We start from the raw sequence: 22,717 nt of genomic DNA, 5'->3' as shown, positions 1-22,717 counted from the left end.
TTCAGCGGATGTGGGCGAGCACCCCTTGCAGCTCATCCAGTGAGTTATACCGGATCACCAACTGCCCTTTACCCTTCTGCCCATGACGAATTTGCACCGCAGAGCCCAGCCGCTCGGCCAGACGCTGTTCAAGGCGGCTGATATCCGGATCGGTCTTCACTGGCTCGGCGGCAGCAGGTTTTCCACTCAACCATTGACGCACGAGCGCTTCTGTCTGGCGAACCGTCAGGCCTCGTGCGACAACATGTCGCGCCCCTTCAACCTGCCGATCTTCCGGCAGACCGAGTAACGCACGAGCGTGACCCATTTCCAGGTCGCCGTGGGAAAGCATGGTTTTGATCACATCCGGCAGCGCGATCAGGCGCAGCAGGTTGGCAACACTCACCCGCGATTTGCCGACAGCATCGGCAACTTGTTGCTGAGTGAGCTGGAACTCATGTTGAAGACGCTGTAAAGCGACCGCCTCCTCAATGGGATTGAGGTCTTCGCGTTGAATGTTCTCGATCAGCGCCATCGCAATAGCGGTTTCATCCGGCACATCACGCACCATCGCCGGGATGGTTTCCATGGAGGCCTGCTGGCTTGCACGCCAACGGCGCTCACCTGCGATGATTTCAAAGCGGTTTTCACCAATTGGACGCACCACAATCGGCTGCATTACGCCCTGGGCCTTGATCGATTGAGCGAGCTCTTCGAGCGCCTGAGGATCCATGTCGCGACGCGGCTGATACTTGCCGCGCTGAATCAGGTCCAGCGGGATGTGCTGAAGTTCACGCTGATCGGCCTTCACGGCTTGTTCTTCGAGGGAGCTGACGGTTGGACTGCTCAGAAGTGCGTCCAGCCCACGTCCGAGACCTCTTTTCTTGACGGCCATGGGGTTTCCTTAAGTTGGCTGAGCTGTGCGCGAACCGCGCCGTTGACGACGAACCATTTCCCCTGCCAAAGCAAGGTAGGCCAGTGCACCGCGCGAACTCTTGTCGTAGGCCAGAACGGGCATCCCGAAACTCGGCGCCTCGGCCAGACGGATGTTGCGCGGAATTACAGTGTCGTACAGCTGTTCGCCGAAATGCTCTTTGAGTTGCGCAGACACGTCGTTGATCAGGCTCAACCGCGGGTCATACATGGTGCGCAGCAACCCCTCGATTTTCAGCGCTGGATTGAGCAATTCACCGATGCGTTTGATGTTATCCACAAGGTCGCTAAGACCTTCCAGAGCAAAGTATTCACATTGCATGGGGATAATTACACCATCAGCAGCAACCAGCGCGTTCAATGTCAGCATCGACAAGGACGGCGGGCAATCAATCAAAATGTAATCGTAGTTTTCGCGGATAGGCGCCAGCGCATTGCGCAGACGGCTTTCCTTCATCTGCATTTCCAGAAGATTCACTTCAGCTGCAGTGAGGTCGCGGTTGGCAGGCAGCAATTGATAACCGCCATGCTCGGAGAACTGGATCGCCTGGTTCAGATCGCACTCACCAATGAGCAGGTCATACACCGAATGCTCCAAGGCGTGTTTATCCACACCACTGCCCATCGTGGCATTACCTTGCGGATCCAGATCGATCAGCAGTACGCGTCGCTTGGTGGCTACCAGCGATGCTGCGAGGTTGATACAGGTGGTGGTTTTACCCACACCACCTTTTTGGTTCGCAATCGCGAATACCTTAGCCATGCTTGCTTGTGTTCCCAGTCATGCCGTGCGGCGCAGTATCAGCAGATGACGTTGGCCTTGGCAACCGGGTACGGTCAAGGCTTGTGCGCTATCCACATGAAAATCTGCGGGCAATGCTACCAGTTCATCGGTCGGATGCAGGCCTTTCATTGCCAGCCATCGCGTATTGGTATCGCCCATATGGCGAGTCCACCCAGTAAAGTCTTCCAGACTGCTGAACGCACGGGAAACAATCCCGGTGAACGGAAGCTCCGGATGAAAGGACTCTGCGCGGCTGTGGATAACTTCTACGTTATCCAGCTTGAGCTCAAGTTTGACCTGAGTCTGAAAGCGCGTTTTCTTGCCATTGCTGTCCAGAAGCGAAACTTTCATGTCCGGGAACATGATGGCCAGGGGAATACCAGGCATCCCCCCGCCACTTCCCACATCCAGCCAACGTTCACCCTCAACGAAAGGCACAACACTCAAGCTGTCGAGCAAGTGCCGTGAAACCATTTCGTCCGGATTACGCACAGCCGTCAGGTTGTAAGCCTTGTTCCACTTGATCAGCAGAGCCAGATACGCCAGCAGTTGTGAGTGCTGGCTTTCACTGAGTGTCACACCCAGTTCCTGAGCGCCACGGGATAACTCTTCGGCGTGTTGCGGGGTAACCATAGAACTCAAGCGCTTTGCTCCAACTGACGGCCCGCGCCGCGTTTTTTCAGGTGAATCATCAACAGGGAAATTGCCGCAGGCGTGACGCCTGGAATTCGCGACGCCTGTCCCAGTGTCTCAGGACGAGTTATCCCCAGCTTGCTCTGAATTTCTTTCGAGAGACCAGAGATCGTCGTGTAATCGATGTCTTCAGGCAGTTTCGTGTCTTCGCTGGCACGCAGCCGGGCGATTTCGTCCTGCTGGCGGTCAATGTAACCCGCGTATTTGGCCTTGATTTCAACCTGTTCAGCGACTTGCGGATCAGGGCTGCCATGACCGGTGAGGGAAACAAGACTGGCGTAGTCGATTTCCGGTCGGGTCAACAGGTTGAGCAGGTTGTATTCGTGAGTCAACGGCGTGCCGAAATGACTGGCAATGGCATCGCCCTGCTCAGTACCCGGGCGTACCCAAGTGCTCTTCAGGCGCTGCTCTTCCAATTCGATGTTTTCGCGTTTGGTGCAGAACGCCGCCCAACGTTCATCATCAACGAGACCCAGCTCGCGACCTTTTTCGGTCAGGCGCAAATCGGCGTTGTCTTCACGCAGAATCAAGCGGTACTCCGCACGGGAAGTGAACATCCGGTACGGCTCTTGGGTACCCAGAGTAATCAAATCATCCACAAGCACGCCGATGTACGCTTCATCGCGACGTGGACACCAGCTTTCCTTGCCCTGCGCACGCAATGCCGCGTTGGTTCCAGCGAGCAAACCTTGAGCACCGGCTTCTTCGTAACCGGTGGTGCCGTTGATTTGCCCTGCGAAAAACAGACCCGCGATGACCTTGGTTTCGAGGCTGTACTTCAGATCGCGTGGATCGAAGTAATCATATTCGATGGCATAGCCAGGACGCACGATGTGAGCATTTTCCATACCGCGAATCGACCGGACAATCTGCAATTGCACGTCAAACGGCAACGAAGTCGAAATGCCGTTCGGATAAAGCTCATGCGTCGTCAGGCCTTCAGGCTCGATGAAGACCTGATGGCTTTCCTTGTCGGCAAACCGATGAATCTTGTCTTCGATCGAAGGGCAGTAACGTGGGCCAACACCTTCGATAACCCCGGAATACATGGGCGAACGATCAAGGTTGGCCGCAATGATTTCGTGAGTCCGGGCGTTGGTGTGAGTGATCCAGCAACTGACTTGCGATGGATGCTGTTCCTTGGAGCCCATGAACGACATCACCGGAATCGGCGTATCACCTGGCTGCTCGGTCATCACCGAGAAGTCCACCGAACGACCGTCGATACGCGGAGGAGTACCTGTTTTCAGGCGGCCCACTCGTAGCGGCAATTCACGTAAACGATGTGCCAGCGAGATTGAAGGCGGATCACCTGCGCGACCACCGGAGTAGTTCTGCATCCCTATGTGGATAAGTCCACCCAGAAAGGTGCCGGTCGTCAGCACAACCGAATCGGCCATGAAACGCAGTCCCATTTGGGTCACTACACCGCGCACTTCGTCCTGCTCAACGATCAAGTCATCACAGGCTTGTTGAAATACCCACAGGTTCGGCTGATTTTCGATGGTTTCGCGAATAGCCGCCTTGTACAGGACACGATCAGCCTGGGCGCGAGTTGCACGCACGGCGGGTCCTTTACGGCTGTTTAGCACACGAAACTGAATACCGCCTTTGTCGGTTGCCATTGCCATGGCACCGCCCAACGCGTCGATTTCCTTGACCAGATGGCTTTTACCGATGCCACCAATAGCCGGGTTGCAGCTCATCTGACCCAGTGTTTCCACGTTGTGGGTCAGCAAAAGGGTTTTTACACCCATACGTGCCGACGCCAGTGCGGCCTCGGTACCGGCATGACCGCCACCGATGACGATCACTTCAAAACGGGAAGGGAAATCCACCACGCACCTCGTGCCTGTTCTAGATGGGAAATTGGGATAGCTGACAAGTATAGGGACTTACCCCCCTCGAAAGGAACCCGTTGCACAAAAATTAACCAGCTGTGGAAAAGTCTCAGATATAGAAATTAAAAAGAAAGAAGATTTATAAAACCTTATTTTAAATGCTATTTATACTGAAGCCTGTTTCTGTGGATAGATTGCTGAAGAGCTTATAAATCAATGTGTACAGAGATTCAAAAGCCTGTGTTCATGTGGCAAGGAGGGTTTGGGATAACCGACCTGAGCCTGTGGATTAAATCGCTACTTGTCCACAGAGGGGGTTATGCGCATCTTTCAAGCCCACTTATCAACGGAGCTAAGGCCGCCTTATCCACAGAGCTTAGGTCGCTATTTTTTGATGATTCCTGGAAAAACACCGAGCAGCGACCTTACAGATCTTGAGGTCCATCAAATCGGTTCGAATTCAGGCGAGGGGGTGGACTGCGACTTGCCGATCAGTGCGAGTTATGAGGCTATTGTGAGTTTTCGAAACAAAAGCTAATAATAGCTATTATCATTAACTCGTCATTGCCTCTATGCCTCTTCACTCACATACGTCAGCTGTGCAGCGTATCTATGAGCAGCATCACTCGTGGTTGCACGGTTGGCTCAAAGCTCGCCTGTCGAACACCTTCGATGTTGCCGATGTGGCTCATGACACCTTTGTGCGGATTCTTGGCGCTGCTAATGCGGCCCACATTCGCGAGCCTCGTGACTATCTAGCCACTGTCGCCCGGGGGTTGGTCATTGATCGGTACCGGCGCAAAGCTATTGAGCTGGCGTATCAGCAGGCGATGGCTGAACGTCCACAGGACACTGTGATCAGTGAAGAAGACAAGGCGCTGATCATTGAAACCTTGCTGGCTGTGGATAAAGCGCTGGATGATCTGGGTTCACGCACCAAGAGAATCTTCATGCTGTCTCAGATCGAAGGTTTGACTTATCAACAGATCGCCATTGATTTGGATGTTTCGCTGACTACAGTGAAGAAGCACATGATCCGTGCTTTCACAGAATGCTCGATGCTCATGGCGCAGACCTCATGAGTTCTCCCCCTGACCGCAAAGTCTTTGAGGCCGCGGCAAGCTGGGTTGTGCAGTTTCAGAGCGAGCCACCAACGCCGCAAGCACAGGAGGCTTGGCGGCAATGGCTGGAAAGTGATCCGACGCACCGGGTTGCCTGGCAGCAGATGGAACAACTGCAGCGCGGCCTGAATAACATGCCTGCGCACCTCACTCGCCGCGCACTATCCAGGCCGCAACAACGCCGACAGGTTCTAAAACTGCTGCTGGCGGTGGCTGGCACCGGATATCTTGGCTGGAATATCCAGCAGCATACGTCCCTGAAGAATGTATTGGCTGACTACCGAACACCGGTAGGTCGTCGTCAACATGTTGAATTGATCGATGGCAGCCAGATCGAACTCAATACGGATACGGCTATAGACGTGGTGTTCGACAGTCAGCAACGGCTGATCCGATTGCGTGACGGGGAAATTCTCGTTCGGACCGGAAAACTGGGGGATATACGGCCTTTATATGTCGAGACTCGACAAGGCCGGGTACAGGCACTTGGCACACGCTTTTCGGTTCGACAACTGGAAAGTACGACTCGCGTGGGAGTACTGGAGGACCAGGTGAGGATCGCTCCGGCCGCTGTTGATGCCATTCCCCGGCTTCTGGGCGCGGGTCAAAGGGCTGACTTTAATGGCCATAGCGTCAGCCCGGACCGCGCTTATCCACAGACCGCTGCAGCATGGGTCGATGGGCAGCTAATTGTGCTTAACGAACCCCTGGGCAATGTCATCAATGAGTTGGCGCGTTATCGCTCTGGTGTCATGCAGTGTGATGAAAACGCGGCAAAGCTGCGTGTCTCCGGCGCGTTTCGTCTCGATGCGACAGACGCTGTACTCGCTAATCTTCAAGCAACTCTGCCGATTCAGGTTCGCTACTTCAGTCGATACTGGGTTTCGGTCAAACGAAACGCTTGATGGCGGTTCGAAAAAATAAAAAGCATTACGGGGTTATCTTTTTTGATTCAGGCGCGGCCCTACAGGTAAACGCGAATTCACTACCTCAGGGCCTACAACAAAATGCGCTTCCCACTTCTTCCGCTTCAAACCCGTCGGCATCTTTCCCGGCAATACTTGAGCTACAGCGTCCTGCTGGCCAGCGGTCTTGGGTGCGCAATCTTGCCTACGAGTGTTTTCGCCGTAGTGGCCACCCAAAGCTACAACATTGCGGCTGGCCCTTTGGATAGCGCACTGAACCAGTTTGCGTCAGCCGCCAATGTGATTCTCTCGTTCTCTCCATCAGAAACAGCGAACCTGCGAAGCCCAGGGCTGCAGGGCACGTACTCCGTTGAACAGGGTTTCGCAGTGCTCTTGCAGGGCTCGAAACTGCAGGTCGCAGCGCAAGCCCCAGGCAGCTACATCCTCGAGCCGATCCCGGATAACGGTTCATTGCAGTTGGCACCCACTGCGATTAGCAGCACTTTATCCACAGGGTTTGAAGCGCCTTTACCGGATCAAGGCTACAAAGCGCAAACCAGTCGCGTGGGCACCAAGACCAGTACGCCGCTTTCCGAAACACCACGTTCTGTGTCAGTGGTCACCGCGCAGCGCATGAAAGACCAGAAGACGCAGACGCTTACCGAGGCGCTGGGTTATGTGCCAGGTATTTTCGCGCCGCCCTTCGCCGCTGGGGATAATCTGGCAGGCGACCTGTTCTTCATTCGTGGTTTTAACGCCACCGACTACGGATACGGATTGATGCGCGACGGTCTGCGGGTTCAAGGTAACCGTTACGACACCACCACTGAGCCTTACGGCCTTGAGCGCGTCGAGATTTTCCGCGGACCTTCGTCAATCCTGTACGGCGAGAATGCGCCGGGAGGCTTGGTGAACGTGGTGAGCAAGCGTCCGACCGCCAATTCCCAAGGAGAAGTTCAGCTCAGCTACGGTACAAATAACCGCCGGCAATTGGGTGTGGATATCTCGGGTCCGCTGGACGAGAGCGAAAATGTCCTGGGCCGGGTGGTGATGCTCGGTCGCAACGCAGATACGCAAACCGATCATGTGCCTGATGATCGGATGTATATCGCACCATCGCTGACGTTGAACTTCGATGACTACAACAGCCTGACCCTGTTGAGCAATTACCAGAAGGACCACACCAATATGGAATTAGGGTTGCCAGCGGCTGGCACCCTGCTGCGCAACCCCAATGGCAAGCTTGATAAGGACACCATGCTGGGTGTGCCTGACTGGAATACTTTCGAGCGCGAGATGTGGAGCGTCGGCTATGAATTCAGCCACAGCTTCAACGATGACTGGCAATTCCGGCAGAACTCGCGATACATGCAGTCTCGCATCACCCGTCATGAGACCTGGCCTGGCAATCTGGACAATGCAGGTTTTGGCACGCAGCTGAACGTTACGGCTTACGATCGCTTCAATAAGTCGATGGTCTATTCCCTGGATAATCAGCTGGAAGGCAAATTCAATGCTGGAGGGCTGGAGAACACCGTATTGTTCGGTGCGAGCTTCGACCGCACCTCGTTCAGCCAGGACTGGAACGCAGGCGCAGCGGGTCGCATCAATATCTTCAATCCGGTTTATACACAGGATCCGGTTACGTCCACTGCTGTGCAAAACACCCTGCTGGAACAACAGATGAACGGCTTGTACGGGCAAATCCAAAGCAAGTATGACAACTGGATTGTGTTGCTCGGCGGCAGACAGGATTGGGTCGACAGTGATTTCCGCAATAAACTGGCACCCAACGGTGATATCAGCTCCAGCGACAAGAAGTTCACCTACCAAGGCGGGTTGATGTATCAGTTCGACAACGGCCTCACGCCGTATGTCAGCTATTCCACTGCCTTTGTACCTGTTCAGCAGATTTCCAATGGCGGTGCCCCGCTCGATCCGATCACCAGTAGCCAATACGAAGTGGGTTTCAAGTACGAGCCTATCGGTTGGAACACCGCGATCACGGCCTCGATATATGACCTACGCAAGAAGGACGACACTTACTTCGACTCTACGACCTCAAGTTATCGCCAAGTAGGGGAAAGTCGCTCCAAAGGTGTGGAGCTTGAGGTCAATAGTGACATCAGCCAGAACCTCAACGTGACGGCTTCCTATTCCTACACCGATGCCAGAGTCACAAAAGACGGCGCGGGATCACTGATCGAAGGCCATCAGATTACTGGCGTGCCGCGTAATCAGGCATCCGCGTGGGCCAAGTATCGGTTCCTGGACGGTTACCTTGATGGTTTCCACGTGGGGGCAGGTATCCGCTATTTCGATAGTGCTTTCTCCTACACGCCAGCGGCACTGTACGGAAAGCTTGATGCAGGCGACGTCACCTTGGTGGATGCAAATATCGGTTATCAGATCGACAAGCATTGGTCCGTGGACGTGAACGCCAAAAACCTGTTCGATAAGGAATACGTGTCGGGCTGCAACGATGCGGGCCGCTGCTATTGGGGCGACAGCCGCACGTTACTCGGGACGGTCAGCTATAACTGGTAAGGCTGTGGATAGACTGGCCATTGCGGAGTTATCCACAACGGCCAGTTTTTTTGGCTATTTACCGATGCAAAAACTGGAAAAGATGCGTCCCAATAAATCGTCGGAGCTGAATGCGCCTGTAATCTCGGCCAGAGATTGTTGGGCCTGGCGCAGGTCTTCAGCCAACAACTCCCCTGCTCCCGCCATGGTCAGTTGGGCCCGACCGTGTTCAAGGGAGTCGCTGGCATGACGCAACGCCTCGAGGTGACGTCTGCGGGCACTGAAGCTGCTCTCCGAGGTTTGCTCATAGCCCATGCAGGACTTGAGATGGTCGCGCAGCAGATCCAGCCCTTCGCCTGCTGATTTGGCGCTCAGGCTGATGGTGACATGGCCATCCGTACTCGTCTGCAGCTCAATGACGTCGCCGCTAAGATCAGCCTTGTTACGAATCAAGGTCACCTTTGACGGATCCGGCCGATGCTCCAGAAACTCTGGCCATAGTGCAAAGGGGTCGAGCGCTTCAGGCGCAGTCGCATCCACCACAAGCAGCACGCGATCAGCTTCCCCAATGGCTTTGAGCGCACGCTGTACACCAATCTTTTCTACCTGGTCTTCTGTGTCGCGCAGTCCTGCGGTGTCCACAACATGCAGAGGCATGCCGTCGATGTGGATATGTTCTCGCAGAATGTCTCGGGTCGTGCCGGCAATTTCAGTCACGATGGCTGCTTCTTTACCGGCCAGAGCGTTCAACAGGCTGGACTTGCCTGCGTTGGGCCGTCCTGCAATGACCACCGTCATCCCGTCACGTAGTAGAGCTCCTTGGCCTGCTTCCCGCAGAACTGTGGATAACTCGTCGCGCACAGCATCAAGCATGCTCAGGACATGGCCGTCGGCTAGGAAATCAATTTCTTCCTCCGGGAAGTCGATAGCAGCTTCCACGTAGATTCGCAGGCTGATTAACTTTTCAGTCAAGTTATCCACACGGCGCGAAAAAGCGCCTTGAAGAGAGCGCAACGCGTTTCTCGCCGCTTGCGCGGAGCTCGCTTCAATAAGATCGGCGATAGCTTCCGCCTGAGCGAGATCCAGTTTGTCATTCAGAAAAGCCCGCTCACTGAATTCTCCGGGTCTGGCCAGACGACTGCCCAGTTCAAGGCAACGTTGCAGCAACATATCCAGCACGACCGGTCCACCGTGCCCTTGGAGTTCAAGCACATCCTCGCCGGTAAATGAATTGGGTCCCGGGAAATACAGGGCGATACCTTCATCAATCACCTGGCCAGCGCCATCTTCAAAGGGACCGTAATGCGCGAACCTGGGTTTCAAGATACGGCCCGTGATAGCGGACGCAGCTTTACTGGCGAGCGGCCCGGAAATACGCACAATGCCTACCCCGCCGCGGCCCTGTGCGGTGGCGATTGCTGCAATGGTTTCAAGTGGGGCATTCATTGTGGGGGCTCCAGGACAAATAGCGGATAGCAAAACGCCCCACTAGGGGGCGCCTTGTAAAACTTGTTCACAGGTTAGATCAAGCTTCGGCTTTTTTGGTAGCCGCTTCGATCTTGCGAGTGATGTATGCCTGTTGAGCGATCGACAGGGTGTTGTTCACAACCCAGTACAGAACCAGACCAGCAGGGAACCACAGGAAGAAAAACGTGAAGATGATTGGCATCATTTTCATCACCTTGGCCTGCATCGGATCCGGCGGAGTCGGGTTCAAGCGCTGCTGGATGAACATGGTGGCGCCCATGATGATCGGCAGAATAAAGAACGGGTCTTTGATCGACAGGTCTGTTATCCACAGGATCCATGGTGCTTGGCGCATCTCAACGCTTTCAAGCAGTACCCAGTACAGCGACAGGAATACAGGCATTTGCACAAGAATCGGCAAGCATCCACCCAGTGGGTTGATCTTTTCTTTCTTGTACAGCTCCATCATCGCTTGCGACATTTTCTGCCGATCGTCGCCATGCTGCTCTTTCAGGATCGCGAGTTTCGGTGCTACAGCGCGCATGCGAGCCATGGATTTGTAGCTGGCTGCCGACAATGGGAAGAACAAACCCTTGATCAGCATGGTCAGGAAGATGATCGACCAGCCCCAGTTACCCACAATTGCGTGGATGTGCTGCAGCAACCAGAAGATTGGTTGGGCAATGAACCACAGAATCCCGTAGTCGACGGTCAATTCCAGACCTGGGGATAACTCTTTCAGTACCGCCTGGCTCTTCGGACCCGCATACAACGTGGCACTCAACTCGCCTTTGCTACCCGGTGCGACTGTTACAGCCGGGCCGGTGAAGCCGATGATGTAGTTGCCTTGGCTGTCTTTACGAGTCTGAACTGCGTTGGCAGTGTCTTTGCTCGGGATCCACGCCGTTACGAAGTAGTGTTGCAGCCATGCAACCCAACCACCTTGAACGGTTTCCTTGAGCTGAGCCTTGTCGATATCTTTCATCGACACTTTTTTGTAAGGCTCGGCGGCTGTCCACAACGCGGCACCCAGATAGGTCGCGGTACCAGTAGCAGTTGTGGAGGATGGATCATCGCTGCCATCACGTTTCAGCTGGGCAAACAGGTTACCCGACCAAGGCTGAGCGCTCTGGTTATCGATTTCATAGCTGACAACCAGATCGTACAGGCCGCGCTTGAACGTAAAGCGCTTGATGTAGTTGACACCGTTGTCGGCGAACTTCAGATCTACAACCAGATTTTCCTGGCCATCGGCCAGTTGGTAGCTCTTCTGTGCGGACGAGTAAACCGGGCGACCTGCTGAACGAGCATCGAGACCATTGGTACCGGTCAGGCCACTTTGAGCCAGAAAAGTACGTTCGCCACCGTTGTCAAACAACTGGAACGGAACTTCAGGATGGTCCTGACGACGCGGATACAGTGGCAGTCGCAGTTGAACGACGTCGCCGCCGACCGGATCGATTGCCAGGTTAAGCACATCGGTTTTGACCTGAATGAGGTCTTTGCTGGCAACTGTCGGAGCTTCCAGAGGAGCAGCAGCTTCGCCATTAGCACTAGGAACATCTGCACTTGGAGACGTTTGAGCACCAGTAGCGGTGTCCGGAATGCCCGGTGCAGGTGTGCTGGCAGCAACATTCTGAGTCGGCAAGGCGGCTTGGCCGTAGTCTTGGTTCCATTTCAGAACCCCGACATAGGTCACGATTGCCAGGGCGACGATCAGGATCGTGCGTTTAATATCCATGATTACTCGGCCATCGAAGAAGAACGGGAGGTAGGGACAGGCGGAACCGGGTCATAACCACCGGGATTCCACGGATGACAGCGACCTAATCGACGAAAGGTCAGCCAGCCACCGCGCAGAAGGCCATGATTTTCAATGGCTTCATACGCGTAGCAGGAGCAACTGGGGTAGAAACGACAGTGGCTGGCCATCAGCGGGCTAATGGCATAGCGATAGAACTGGATCGGAACGAGTGCCAGTTTACGCATCGGTACTATCTACCCCTGCAGTTTCGGTTTTTGCTTCTGGAACCGGCCGACTGCGCGCCAGGCGTTTCCATAGCTTGCCAAAATGCTGAATCAGTTCGGGGCTTTCTACGTCACCCAAGCCTTTACGCGCGACAATCACGATATCCCAGCCGACCAAATTGTCTTGGTGGTGGCGAAATGATTCGCGCATCAGGCGTTTCAAACGGTTGCGCTCAACGGAGAGTTTGACGCTCTTTTTACCGATAACCAGCCCCAGGCGGGGATGATCAAGGTCGTTGTTGCGCGCAAGGAGCAGGAGATTTTTCCCCGGAACCTTGCCGGTAGGGGAGTCAAAGACTGCCTTGAAATGCCGGGGAGTAAGCAAACGCTTTTCCCGACTGAAGTCCTGACTCACCTCCAGTGCCGGATTATCAAACTGCCAGACGCGCACGACCTTTGGCGCGGCGACGCGACAGGACGGCACGGCCGTTCTTGGTGGCCATGCGAGCACGGAAGCCGTGAGTGCGAGCGCGTTTGATAGTGCTTGGTTGGAAAGTACGTTTCATGGCGTGTTACCTGGTTCGTCCACAACGGGCCGGAATGGCCCCCGTTTTAAGAGACCGGGGATTCTAGAGAAAGCAAGCCTCTAGGTCAATTTCCAACCAACGTTTCCTTCATTTAGTTATGTAACGGCTTTTTGATCACTTTCACCTGAAAGCCTGGTTCTGTTCCGTACCCAGATATAGAAATAAAAGAAGAGAAGTATTTAAAGCTTCTTTATAGAGCTTATTAAAGTAGCGTAAGCCATCGTCTGTGGATAACTAGATGCAGGCCTTTATAATCAACGTGTACAGAGAATGACAACACTGTCGAGAAGCCGTGCTCTGCCTGTGCTGCGCTGTCGGAAAACCTGTGTGTGGAATGCCGTTTTATCCACAGGGCGTTTATCCACAGATTTTAAGCCTGGGTTATGCAATGAGCTGAGGGAGGGTTATCCACAGACCTTATGCACATGCCACTGGTCGGCTCGATTGGAGGTAAAATCCGGATTTATCCCGGCCAGCAGGCCACCTACATGTGGATAAGTACCGCCGCGGTCGGTACAATGGCGGCTGTTTTTGCCTCACCGGCTTTTAACCTAGGGGATGTCCGTGTCATTGGAACTTTGGCAGCAATGCGTAGAGCTTTTGCGCGATGAGCTGCCTGCCCAGCAATTCAACACCTGGATCCGTCCGCTACAGGTTGAAGCCGAAGGCGACGAGTTGCGTGTCTATGCACCAAACCGTTTCGTTCTCGATTGGGTCAACGAAAAGTATTTGAGCCGTTTGCTTGAACTGCTCGGTGAGCACGGTCAAGGGCTGGCACCTGCGCTTTCCTTATTAATAGGCAGCAAGCGCAGCTCCGCTCCTCGTGCGGCACCGAATGCGCCATTGGCTGCGGCGGCTTCGCAAGCAATGGCGGCCAGCCAGCCTGTGAATCAGGCGCCTGCACCTGCTCAAGTGGCTACTCCTGCCCCGGTACAATCATTACAGGTTAACGACGAACCCTCTCGAGACAGCTTCGATCCGATGGCTGGTGCGAGTTCTCAACAAGCACCTGCTCGTGCCGAGCAGCGTACGGTCCAGGTAGAAGGTGCGCTTAAACACACCAGCTACCTGAATCGTACGTTTACTTTCGAGAATTTCGTCGAGGGTAAGTCCAACCAACTGGCGCGTGCCGCGGCCTGGCAAGTGGCGGATAACCCCAAGCATGGCTACAACCCGCTCTTCCTTTATGGCGGTGTGGGTTTGGGTAAAACTCACTTGATGCACGCTGTGGGTAACCATCTTCTCAAGAAAAACCCGAACGCCAAGGTCGTGTATCTGCATTCGGAGCGTTTCGTGGCAGACATGGTCAAAGCGCTGCAGTTGAATGCGATCAACGAGTTCAAGCGTTTTTATCGTTCTGTGGACGCGTTGCTGATCGATGACATTCAGTTCTTTGCGCGTAAAGAGCGTTCTCAGGAAGAGTTTTTCCACACCTTCAATGCTCTGCTCGAAGGCGGTCAGCAGGTCATTCTGACCAGCGACCGTTATCCGAAAGAAATTGAGGGACTCGAAGAGCGTCTGAAGTCGCGATTCGGCTGGGGTCTGACAGTGGCTGTTGAGCCACCTGAGCTGGAAACCCGTGTCGCGATTCTGATGAAGAAAGCGGATCAGGCGAAAGTTGATCTGCCTCACGACGCCGCGTTCTTCATCGCACAGCGTATCCGCTCAAACGTTCGCGAACTTGAAGGTGCGCTCAAGCGTGTTATCGCTCACTCGCACTTCATGGGTCGTGATATCACTATCGAGTTGATTCGCGAGTCGTTGAAGGACCTGTTGGCACTGCAGGACAAGCTGGTGAGTGTGGATAACATCCAGCGCACTGTCGCCGAGTATTACAAGATCAAGATTTCCGACCTGTTGTCCAAGCGTCGTTCCCGATCTGTAGCCCGGCCGCGTCAGGTGGCGATGGCATTGTCGAAGGAACTGACTAACCACAGTCTGCCGGAAATTGGCGATGTGTTTGGCGGGCGAGACCACACTACTGTGCTACACGCCTGCCGCAAGATTAATGAATTGAAGGAATCCGACGCGGATATTCGCGAGGACTACAAGAACCTGCTGCGTACACTGACCACTTGATGACATCAGCGCAGCTTATTAAGGCAAGGGACTAGACCATGCATTTCACCATTCAACGCGAAGCCCTGTTGAAACCCCTGCAATTGGTCGCCGGCGTTGTTGAACGCCGCCAGACCCTGCCGGTGCTATCCAACGTGCTGCTGGTTGTCGAAGGGCAGCAGCTCTCGTTGACCGGTACAGACCTTGAGGTCGAGCTCGTCGGCCGTGTTCAGCTGGAAGAACCTGCCGAGCCAGGCGAAATCACTGTTCCTGCCCGCAAGCTGATGGATATCTGCAAAAGCCTGCCTAACGATGTGCTGATCGACATCAAAGTCGATGATGCAAAGCTGGTCGTCAAGGCCGGTCGCAGTCGCTTCACTCTGTCGACATTGCCAGCCAATGATTTCCCTACTGTTGAAGAAGGTCCAGGCTCGCTGACCTTTAACCTGGTACAAAGCAAACTGCGCCGTTTGATCGAGCGCACCAGCTTTGCTATGGCGCAACAAGACGTTCGTTATTACCTCAACGGCATGTTGCTTGAAGTCAGCGCCGGCATTCTTCGCGCTGTCGCTACCGATGGTCACCGTTTGGCGATGTGCTCGATGACTGCAGATATCGAACAAGCTGACCGTCATCAGGTCATCGTGCCGCGCAAAGGTATTCTGGAAATGGCGCGCCTGCTGACTGAGCAGGATGGCATCGTCAGTATTGTTCTGGGCCAGCATCACATTCGTGCAACCACTGGTGAGTTCACTTTCACTTCCAAGCTGGTTGACGGTAAATTCCCGGACTACGAGCGTGTGTTGCCCAAAGGTGGCGACAAGCTTGTATTGGGCGATCGCCAGGCATTGCGTGAAGCGTTCAGCCGCACGGCAATTCTGTCCAACGAGAAGTACCGTGGTATTCGCCTGCAACTGGCCAGCGGTCAGCTGAAAATCCAGGCGAACAACCCTGAGCAGGAAGAAGCGGAAGAAGAAATCAGCGTCGACTATAACGGCGCTTCGCTGGAGATCGGTTTTAACGTCAGCTACTTGCTCGACGTGCTGGGCGTGATGACTACCGAGCAAGTTCGTTTGATTCTGTCTGATTCCAACAGCAGCGCGCTGGTACAGGAATCGGATAACGACGACTCTGCCTATGTAGTCATGCCGATGCGCCTGTAACCATGTTCAGCAGAAGCTAGATGTCTCTTAGTCGCGTCTCGGTCACCGGGGTGCGCAATCTGCACCCGGTGACCTTCTCCCCCTCTCCCCGTATCAATATCCTTCACGGCGCCAATGGCAGTGGCAAAACCAGCGTGCTGGAAGCCATCCATTTGCTTGGCCTCGCGCGTTCATTCCGTAGTGCTCGACTGCTCCCGGTTATCCAGTATGAGCAACCCGCTTGCACGGTTTTTGGTCAGGTCGATCTGATTGAAGGTGGGCATAGCAATCTGGGTGTTTCCCGTGATCGTCAGGGGGATTTTCAAATACGCATAGATGGTCAGAACGCTCGTAGCGCTGCGCAACTTGCTGAAACTCTGCCCCTGCAGCTTATCAACCCAGACAGTTTCCGATTGCTGGAAGGTGCGCCGAAGATTCGTCGGCAGTTTCTGGACTGGGGAGTGTTCCACGTGGAACCTCGTTTTATGGCCACTTGGCAGCGCCTCCAGAAGGCCCTCAAGCAACGTAACTCGTGGCTTCGGCATGGTACACTTGACGGCGCTTCGCAAGCTGCATGGGACCGGGAGCTGTGCCTGGCCAGCGATGAAATTGATGAGTATCGGCGGTCATACATCAAGGCGTTAAAGCCCGTCTTCGAGCAGACTCTAAGTGAGCTGGTCGAACTCGAAGGTTTGACCCTGAGTTACTACCGTGGATGGGATAAGGAAAAAGACTTGAGCACTGTGCTCGCCTCTTCCCTCCATCGCGATCAACAGATGGGCCATACGCAAGCTGGACCGCAGCGAGCTGATTTGCGACTTAGATTAGGCGCGCATAATGCGGCAGATATCTTGTCGCGTGGTCAGCAGAAACTGGTGGTGTGCGCACTGCGTATTGCTCAAGGGCATCTCGTTAGCCAGGCTCGTCGTGGCCAATGTATTTACCTGGTTGACGATTTACCGTCTGAACTGGATGACCAGCATCGCCGTGCGCTTTGCCGCTTGCTTGAAGACTTACGCTGCCAGGTTTTTATCACCTGTGTAGACCACGAATTATTGAGGGACGGCTGGCAAACGGAAACGCCAGTCGCTTTGTTCCACGTGGAACAAGGCCGTATCACCCAGACCCACGATCATCGGGAGTGATTGCATGAGCGAAAACCAAACGTACGACTCCTCCAGTATCAAGGTACTGAAAGGACTAGATGCCGTACGCAAGCGTCCCGGAATGTACATCGGTGACACTGACGATGGCAGCGGTCTACACCACATGGTGTTTGAGGTTGTTGATAACTCGATCGACGAAGCACTGGCCGGCCATTGCGACGACATCACTATCACCATTCACCCGGACGAATCCATCACTGTCCGTGACAATGGTCGCGGTATTCCGGTAGACGTGCACAAAGAAGAAGGCGTGTCGGCAGCAGAGGTCATCATGACCGTGCTCCACGCTGGCGGTAAGTTCGACGACAACTCCTACAAAGTATCCGGCGGCCTGCATGGTGTGGGTGTTTCTGTAGTTAACGCCTTGTCCGAATTGCTGCTGCTGACTGTGCGTCGTAGCGGCAAGATCTGGGAGCAAACATACGTTCACGGTGTTCCACAGGAGCCGATGCGTATTGTGGGTGACAGCGACACAACTGGCACCGAGATCCACTTCAAGCCTTCCGCTGAAACCTTCAAGAACATCCACTTTAGCTGGGACATTCTGGCCAAGCGGATTCGTGAGCTGTCCTTCCTGAACTCCGGTGTTGGCATCGTCCTTCGAGATGAGCGCAGCGGCAAGGAAGAACTGTTCAAGTATGAAGGCGGTTTACGTGCTTTCGTTGAATACCTGAACACCAACAAGACTGCGGTCAACCAAGTGTTCCACTTCAACATTCAGCGCGACGACGGCATTGGCGTCGAGATCGCTTTGCAGTGGAACGACAGCTTCAACGAAAACCTGTTGTGCTTTACCAACAACATTCCGCAACGCGATGGCGGTACTCACCTGGTGGGTTTCCGCTCGGCGTTGACGCGTAACCTTAACGCTTACATTGAGCAGGAAGGTCTGGCCAAGAAGCACAAGGTCGCGACCACCGGTGATGATGCGCGCGAAGGTTTGACCGCGATTATTTCGGTGAAAGTACCGGATCCGAAGTTCAGCTCGCAGACCAAAGACAAGCTGGTTTCTTCCGAGGTTAAAACCGCAGTAGAGCAAGAGATGGGTAAATACTTCTCTGACTTCCTGCTGGAAAACCCGAACGAAGCCAAGGCTGTTGTAGGCAAGATGATCGACGCTGCGCGCGCGCGTGAAGCCGCTCGTAAAGCTCGTGAAATGACTCGTCGTAAGGGCGCTCTGGATATCGCAGGCCTGCCGGGCAAGCTTGCTGACTGTCAGGAAAAAGACCCTGCCCTTTCCGAACTGTACCTCGTGGAAGGTGACTCTGCTGGCGGTTCAGCCAAGCAGGGGCGTAACCGTAAAACCCAAGCGATCCTGCCACTCAAAGGTAAGATCCTTAACGTCGAGAAAGCACGTTTCGACAAGATGATCTCGTCGCAAGAAGTAGGTACGTTGATCACCGCGCTGGGCTGTGGCATTGGCCGCGATGAGTACAACATCGACAAGCTGCGTTATCACAACATCATCATCATGACCGATGCTGACGTCGACGGTTCTCACATCCGTACACTGTTGCTAACCTTCTTCTTCCGTCAGCTGCCAGAACTGATCGAGCGTGGCTATATCTACATCGCTCAGCCGCCGCTGTACAAGGTCAAGAAGGGTAAGCAAGAGCAGTACATCAAAGACGACGAGGCCATGGAAGAGTACATGACCCAGTCTGCTCTTGAAGACGCAAGCCTGCACCTGAACGAGTCTGCACCTGGTATTTCCGGCGAATCGCTGGAGCGTCTGGTCAACGATTTCCGCATGGTGATGAAGACCCTCAAGCGCCTATCGCGCTTGTATCCTCAGGAGCTCACCGAGCACTTCGTTTACCTGCCTCCTGTGACTCTTGAGCAGCTGTCTGACCACGAAGGCATGCAAGCCTGGCTAGCGCTGTTTGACGCCCGTCTGCGTGTTGGTGAGAAGTCGGGTCTGGTTTACAAAGCCAGCCTGCGTGAAGATCGCGAACGTAATGTATGGCTGCCGGAGGTTGAACTGATCTCCCACGGCCTGTCCAACTACGTGACCTTCAACCGTGATTTCTTCGGCAGTAACGACTACAAGACCGTAACCGCTCTTGGCTTGCAGATCAGCACGCTGCTGGAAGAAGGCGCTTACGTTCAACGTGGCGAGCGCAAGAAGCAAGTCACCGAGTTCAAAGAAGCCCTGGCCTGGTTGATGGCTGAAAGCACCAAGCGTCACACCATCCAGCGGTACAAAGGTCTGGGCGAAATGAACCCCGATCAGTTGTGGGAAACCACAATGGACCCATCGGTTCGCCGGATGCTCAAGGTCACCATTGAAGACGCTATCGGTGCAGACCAGATCTTCAATACCTTGATGGGTGACGCGGTAGAACCTCGCCGTGACTTCATCGAGAGCAACGCTTTGGCAGTGTCTAACTTGGACTTCTAAAACGTCCGCGTTATATAGCAAACTAAAACCCCGGCCATTGAGCCGGGGTTTTTTTTAAAGCAACATTCCACAGCGCTGATTTCGAGAAGCACTGCTAAAGTCCTGCAGATGATATATGTTCCACGTGGAACAGAACTGAGTCGAAGCTCCGGTTGATCCAAAGCCACTATTCCAGGGGCTCAGATGCTCCATCTGTAGGAGGGAACTTGTTCGCTAGCGTTAGGCCTGCAAGCCGATGAGCTCGTCGTCTGCCCTCCCCTCAACCCACCTTGTCGGATCCTTTCCCATGATCAACCATATCTGCCGATGCTCTGCTGAAGCCATTGATCACGATGTAAAGCAATGGGCCGATCGACAGGAACAACGCTGTTATTAAAAAATAAGGCAGGAGAGATACGGTGGAATGACCTCTTGCGCGTGCATCCCGATACATCCAGACGCAAGCAAGGAAACCGAGCAAGTAGAGGTCAATGACCACCTGTGCAGTGTCTGGACTGGATAGGAGCTCAATACCAAAGCTGACCAGTGATTGCTCGGACAGCCATATGGTGCCCGCCGTATAGAGCGAGAAAACCACCAGAGCTGCCAATGCGAGGTAGGGTTTGTTCATTAGTCTTCCTTGAGTAATCAGCAATGAGCCTTCCAGCTAAGTTAGTGATATTTTCCTGAAAGGATCAATGACCTCACAGGTCATGGACTCACTGAACTCCCGCCGTTAGAGTCGATGAATGAAGCCCCTACCTTTTCTTCGATCCACGCCCGCAGTTGATGCCGGTGCGCAGTTACGGCAATTGCGCCGTCAGGCCAAATTGAGCCAACTTGATCTGGCTTTGATTTCTGGCGTGTCTCAGCGCCACCTCAGTTGCATTGAGACAGGGCGGGCCAGACCGAGCCCTTCTACTTTGCATAACCTGCTAACGGCACTCGAAGCGCCTTTAGAGCATTGCAATAGAGTGTTTCTCGCAGCCGGTTATGCGCCCCGTTACGAGGCTACTCCCCTCACCTCGCCGAGTATGGAGGCGGTTCGCGAAGCTATTACTCATCTACTTCACGCCAACAATCCCGCCCCGGCGATTGTCATGGGTAGTGAGTGGGATGTGTTGGCTGCGAATGTAAGCGCCGGAGTTTTGTTTGATCTGGTAGGCCTTGATGCCGCTGCAGCTAATGGACTTAATCTGCTCGAAACCCTATTGCAGCCTGGCGGGTTAGGCGACCATTTAATCAACGTTGAGGAGATCAGGTTGGTGGCCTGGCAAAGAGCTGCAAGAGAGAGCTTGAGTAACCTCAAGCTGGCAGGTCTCCTGAAAGGTCTGCCAGTACCAAGCGGCTCATCAGCGCTAACCAATGAACCACCCCCGCTATTATTCACACGACTCAACTCAAGGCAGGGTGAATTGAAATTCATGTCCACGTTTACAACATTCGGTATGCCGCTAGACGTCACCATGGAGTTGTTGCGTATCGAGCATCTGATTCCTGCTGACACGAAAACCTGGAACGTCATGACCCAAGCTTACGAAAAATTGAAAGCCGGATTACCTGAAGGCGACACTAAACAGTCATAGGGTTATTCATGCGCATACAGGATTCGCATAAATTCCAGCCATAAAAAAACCGACCCCAAGAGGTCGGTTCTAGAAGCTCATAAAAACTTATGCACGTTTTTGGCTCTTTAATGAGCATCGGAAATAAGCAGTGAATCCAAGGGTTTGCCGCCGATTTTTACGAAAAATTCAAAAACAGTGCACAGGTTATCCACAAAACTCAAATCAGGACTTCTTCATTGCTCGAGGTCGGTGCAGCAATTGAGCCCAAAGCTTTCTGAGTGTCTTCGTTCCAGGTTTGAACGCGATCATTCAGGGCAGCGATAGCGCGTGGGCCCTCGCCTTCTGCGTACATCGGTTCACCGATCACGACCTGAATAGTGCCCGGCTTTTTCGCCCAGCCTTCCTTTGGCCAGTACTTGCCAGCGTTGTGTGCGATAGGCAGTACAGGCAGGTTTGCGTTGACTGCCAACGCAGTGCCACCGCGCGAGAACTTGCCTACCTGGCCAAACGGGACGCGGGTGCCCTCTGGAAAGATCAGCACCCAGACGCCGTCCTTGAGCAACTCGTCGCCCTTCTTGGCAATTTGCTTGAGGGCAGCTTTGGGGTTGTCACGATCAATCGCGATAGGACGCAGCATCGCCATCGCCCAGCCAAAGAACGGGACATACAGAAGCTCACGCTTGAGCACTTGGCTCAGTGGCGAGAAGTACTGTGACAGGAAGAACGTTTCCCACGTGCTCTGGTGATTGGAGATGATCACGCAAGGTGTTTGAGGAACATTTTCCGCGCCAGTCACTTCAACGCGGATGTTCAGGAACACGCGCGTCAACCAGATTGCGCATCGGCACCAGTAGACATTAATGAAGCGGTAGCGAGCCTTGAATGGCAGGAACGGGGCGATAAAGAAGCTTAACGTGCACCACAGCAGAGAGCTGGTGCCTAGCAACAGGTAAAAGAGAAAAGTCCTGATTGCCTGGATGATCGACATAGTTGCTTTTACCATGCGGGCGAAAGCCCGTTCATCAAGCGTACCGCTAGTTGTTTTGCGGCGCGCTATTGTGGATAAGTTCTGCGGCAACCGCCGCTAGATCGTCAAAAACCAACGTATTGGCGGGTAGCGAACCGGCCAGTGTTTTCTCACCTTTACCGGTCTTCACCAGAACCGGTTGTGAATCGACGGCCAGTGCGGCCTTTAGGTCACTACTGCTGTCGCCCACAAACCATGTTCCCGCCAGCTCCGTCTGGTAGTGTCGGGCGATGGTTTGCAACATGCCCGGTTTCGGTTTGCGGCAATCGCATCCCTCATCGGGCCCATGTGGGCAATAGACAATCAAACCAACCTGGCCACCCTGCTGCGCTACTAACTCACGCAAACGTGCGTGCATGGCGTCCAGAGTGGCCAGATCGTAATAACCTCGGGCGATGCCGGACTGGTTGGTTGCTACTGCAACCGTCCAGCCCGCTTTGCTCAGTTGCGCAATGGCCTCAATCGATCCGGGAATTGGAATCCACTCCGCCACCGACTTAATGTAAGCGTCGGAGTCATGATTGATAACTCCATCCCGATCGAGGATCAGCAACTTCACGGTACGCCCCTTC

General features: G+C 54.1%; 20 protein-coding genes. 8 read left to right on the top strand and 12 right to left on the bottom strand.

The window, feature by feature from the left end; translation table 11 throughout:
* Window position 1: 1 nt before the first annotated feature.
* From AUC61_RS04715 to mnmG, 4 genes are read right to left on the bottom strand one after another with little or no spacing between them, the layout of a single operon-like run.
* The gene (locus tag AUC61_RS04715) at window positions 2-874 is read right to left on the bottom strand and encodes a ParB/RepB/Spo0J family partition protein (RefSeq protein ID WP_243244686.1); all 873 of its coding nucleotides are present in this window, start codon (window positions 872-874) and stop codon (window positions 2-4) included.
* A gap of 9 nt (window positions 875-883) precedes the next feature.
* Complete coding sequence (locus AUC61_RS04710; RefSeq protein WP_122667186.1) at window positions 884-1,675, bottom strand: ParA family protein; 792 nt, start codon at window positions 1,673-1,675, stop codon at window positions 884-886.
* A gap of 18 nt (window positions 1,676-1,693) precedes the next feature.
* On the bottom strand, window positions 1,694-2,329 hold the full coding sequence (gene rsmG, locus AUC61_RS04705; RefSeq protein WP_243244790.1) for a 16S rRNA (guanine(527)-N(7))-methyltransferase RsmG: 636 nt from the start codon (window positions 2,327-2,329) through the stop codon (window positions 1,694-1,696).
* A gap of 5 nt (window positions 2,330-2,334) precedes the next feature.
* The gene (gene mnmG / locus AUC61_RS04700) at window positions 2,335-4,227 is read right to left on the bottom strand and encodes a tRNA uridine-5-carboxymethylaminomethyl(34) synthesis enzyme MnmG (RefSeq protein ID WP_243244685.1); all 1,893 of its coding nucleotides are present in this window, start codon (window positions 4,225-4,227) and stop codon (window positions 2,335-2,337) included.
* A gap of 575 nt (window positions 4,228-4,802) precedes the next feature.
* On the opposite strand from mnmG, the gene AUC61_RS04695 reads away from it, so the two are divergent.
* The 3 genes from AUC61_RS04695 (at window position 4,803) to AUC61_RS04685 (ending at window position 8,803) form a co-directional block, all read left to right on the top strand.
* Window positions 4,803-5,312 carry a sigma-70 family RNA polymerase sigma factor gene (locus AUC61_RS04695; RefSeq protein WP_243244683.1) on the top strand — a complete coding sequence of 170 codons (510 nt, stop codon included), beginning with the start codon at window positions 4,803-4,805 and terminating at the stop codon, window positions 5,310-5,312.
* Entirely contained in the window at window positions 5,309-6,256 is a 948-nt protein-coding gene (locus AUC61_RS04690; RefSeq protein ID WP_243244682.1) for a FecR domain-containing protein, read from the top strand. Before AUC61_RS04695 ends, AUC61_RS04690 begins: the two co-directional genes overlap by 4 nt.
* 102 nt (window positions 6,257-6,358) lie before the next feature.
* Window positions 6,359-8,803 carry a TonB-dependent siderophore receptor gene (locus AUC61_RS04685; RefSeq protein ID WP_243244681.1) on the top strand — a complete coding sequence of 815 codons (2,445 nt, stop codon included), beginning with the start codon at window positions 6,359-6,361 and terminating at the stop codon, window positions 8,801-8,803.
* A gap of 54 nt (window positions 8,804-8,857) precedes the next feature.
* Here AUC61_RS04685 and mnmE read toward each other — a convergent pair whose 3' ends face one another.
* From mnmE to rpmH, 5 genes are all read right to left on the bottom strand, one after another.
* Window positions 8,858-10,228: a tRNA uridine-5-carboxymethylaminomethyl(34) synthesis GTPase MnmE gene (gene mnmE, locus AUC61_RS04680; protein ID WP_243244680.1), complete on the bottom strand. Its 1,371-nt coding sequence runs from the start codon at window positions 10,226-10,228 to the stop codon at window positions 8,858-8,860.
* A 79-nt stretch (window positions 10,229-10,307) separates the two neighbouring features.
* Window positions 10,308-11,990 carry a membrane protein insertase YidC gene (yidC, locus tag AUC61_RS04675; protein WP_243244679.1) on the bottom strand — a complete coding sequence of 561 codons (1,683 nt, stop codon included), beginning with the start codon at window positions 11,988-11,990 and terminating at the stop codon, window positions 10,308-10,310.
* 2 nt (window positions 11,991-11,992) lie between these two features.
* Entirely contained in the window at window positions 11,993-12,238 is a 246-nt protein-coding gene (gene yidD / locus AUC61_RS04670) for a membrane protein insertion efficiency factor YidD (protein ID WP_027901580.1), read from the bottom strand.
* Entirely contained in the window at window positions 12,231-12,632 is a 402-nt protein-coding gene (rnpA, locus tag AUC61_RS04665) for a ribonuclease P protein component (RefSeq protein ID WP_027901579.1), read from the bottom strand. The genes yidD and rnpA overlap by 8 nt, the downstream gene beginning before the upstream one ends.
* Before the next feature lie 16 nt (window positions 12,633-12,648).
* The gene (gene rpmH, locus AUC61_RS04660) at window positions 12,649-12,783 is read right to left on the bottom strand and encodes a 50S ribosomal protein L34 (RefSeq protein WP_003213577.1); all 135 of its coding nucleotides are present in this window, start codon (window positions 12,781-12,783) and stop codon (window positions 12,649-12,651) included.
* Window positions 12,784-13,368: 585 nt separating this feature from the next.
* On the opposite strand from rpmH, the gene dnaA reads away from it, so the two are divergent.
* The 4 genes from dnaA to gyrB are packed head-to-tail and all read left to right on the top strand — an operon-like array spanning window position 13,369 to window position 19,571.
* Window positions 13,369-14,883 (top strand): chromosomal replication initiator protein DnaA, encoded by a 1,515-nt coding sequence (gene dnaA / locus AUC61_RS04655; protein WP_243244678.1) that lies wholly within the window; start codon window positions 13,369-13,371, stop codon window positions 14,881-14,883.
* Window positions 14,884-14,921: 38 nt separating this feature from the next.
* Window positions 14,922-16,025: a DNA polymerase III subunit beta gene (gene dnaN, locus AUC61_RS04650; protein ID WP_243244676.1), complete on the top strand. Its 1,104-nt coding sequence runs from the start codon at window positions 14,922-14,924 to the stop codon at window positions 16,023-16,025.
* Between the two features lie 20 nt (window positions 16,026-16,045).
* The gene (gene recF / locus AUC61_RS04645) at window positions 16,046-17,149 is read left to right on the top strand and encodes a DNA replication/repair protein RecF (protein ID WP_243244674.1); all 1,104 of its coding nucleotides are present in this window, start codon (window positions 16,046-16,048) and stop codon (window positions 17,147-17,149) included.
* A 4-nt stretch (window positions 17,150-17,153) separates the two neighbouring features.
* Window positions 17,154-19,571 (top strand): DNA topoisomerase (ATP-hydrolyzing) subunit B, encoded by a 2,418-nt coding sequence (gene gyrB, locus AUC61_RS04640; RefSeq protein WP_027901575.1) that lies wholly within the window; start codon window positions 17,154-17,156, stop codon window positions 19,569-19,571.
* 259 nt (window positions 19,572-19,830) lie between these two features.
* Here the strand turns inward: gyrB and AUC61_RS04635 are convergent, their stop codons facing one another.
* The gene (locus AUC61_RS04635; RefSeq protein ID WP_243244673.1) at window positions 19,831-20,181 is read right to left on the bottom strand and encodes a DUF2834 domain-containing protein; all 351 of its coding nucleotides are present in this window, start codon (window positions 20,179-20,181) and stop codon (window positions 19,831-19,833) included.
* A 118-nt stretch (window positions 20,182-20,299) separates the two neighbouring features.
* Here AUC61_RS04635 and AUC61_RS04630 point away from each other — a divergent pair, with 118 nt between their 5' ends.
* Window positions 20,300-21,136: a helix-turn-helix domain-containing protein gene (locus tag AUC61_RS04630; protein WP_243244672.1), complete on the top strand. Its 837-nt coding sequence runs from the start codon at window positions 20,300-20,302 to the stop codon at window positions 21,134-21,136.
* 199 nt (window positions 21,137-21,335) lie between these two features.
* On the opposite strand, the gene AUC61_RS04625 is transcribed toward AUC61_RS04630, so the two are convergent.
* Both AUC61_RS04625 and gmhB read right to left on the bottom strand, forming a co-directional pair.
* A complete protein-coding gene (locus AUC61_RS04625; protein WP_243244789.1) occupies window positions 21,336-22,106 on the bottom strand; it encodes a lysophospholipid acyltransferase family protein in 771 nt (256 codons plus the stop codon).
* Between the two features lie 46 nt (window positions 22,107-22,152).
* Window positions 22,153-22,704, bottom strand: coding sequence for a D-glycero-beta-D-manno-heptose 1,7-bisphosphate 7-phosphatase (gene gmhB / locus AUC61_RS04620; RefSeq protein WP_243244671.1), 552 nt, complete (start codon window positions 22,702-22,704; stop codon window positions 22,153-22,155).
* Window positions 22,705-22,717 lie beyond the last annotated feature (13 nt).

Source organism: Pseudomonas maioricensis, from assembly GCF_022790535.1.
Taxonomy (GTDB): Bacteria; Pseudomonadota; Gammaproteobacteria; order Pseudomonadales; family Pseudomonadaceae; genus Aquipseudomonas; species Aquipseudomonas maioricensis.
The sequence above is the reverse complement of the archived record's forward strand: the minus strand, read 5'-3'. Positions and strand labels throughout refer to the sequence as shown.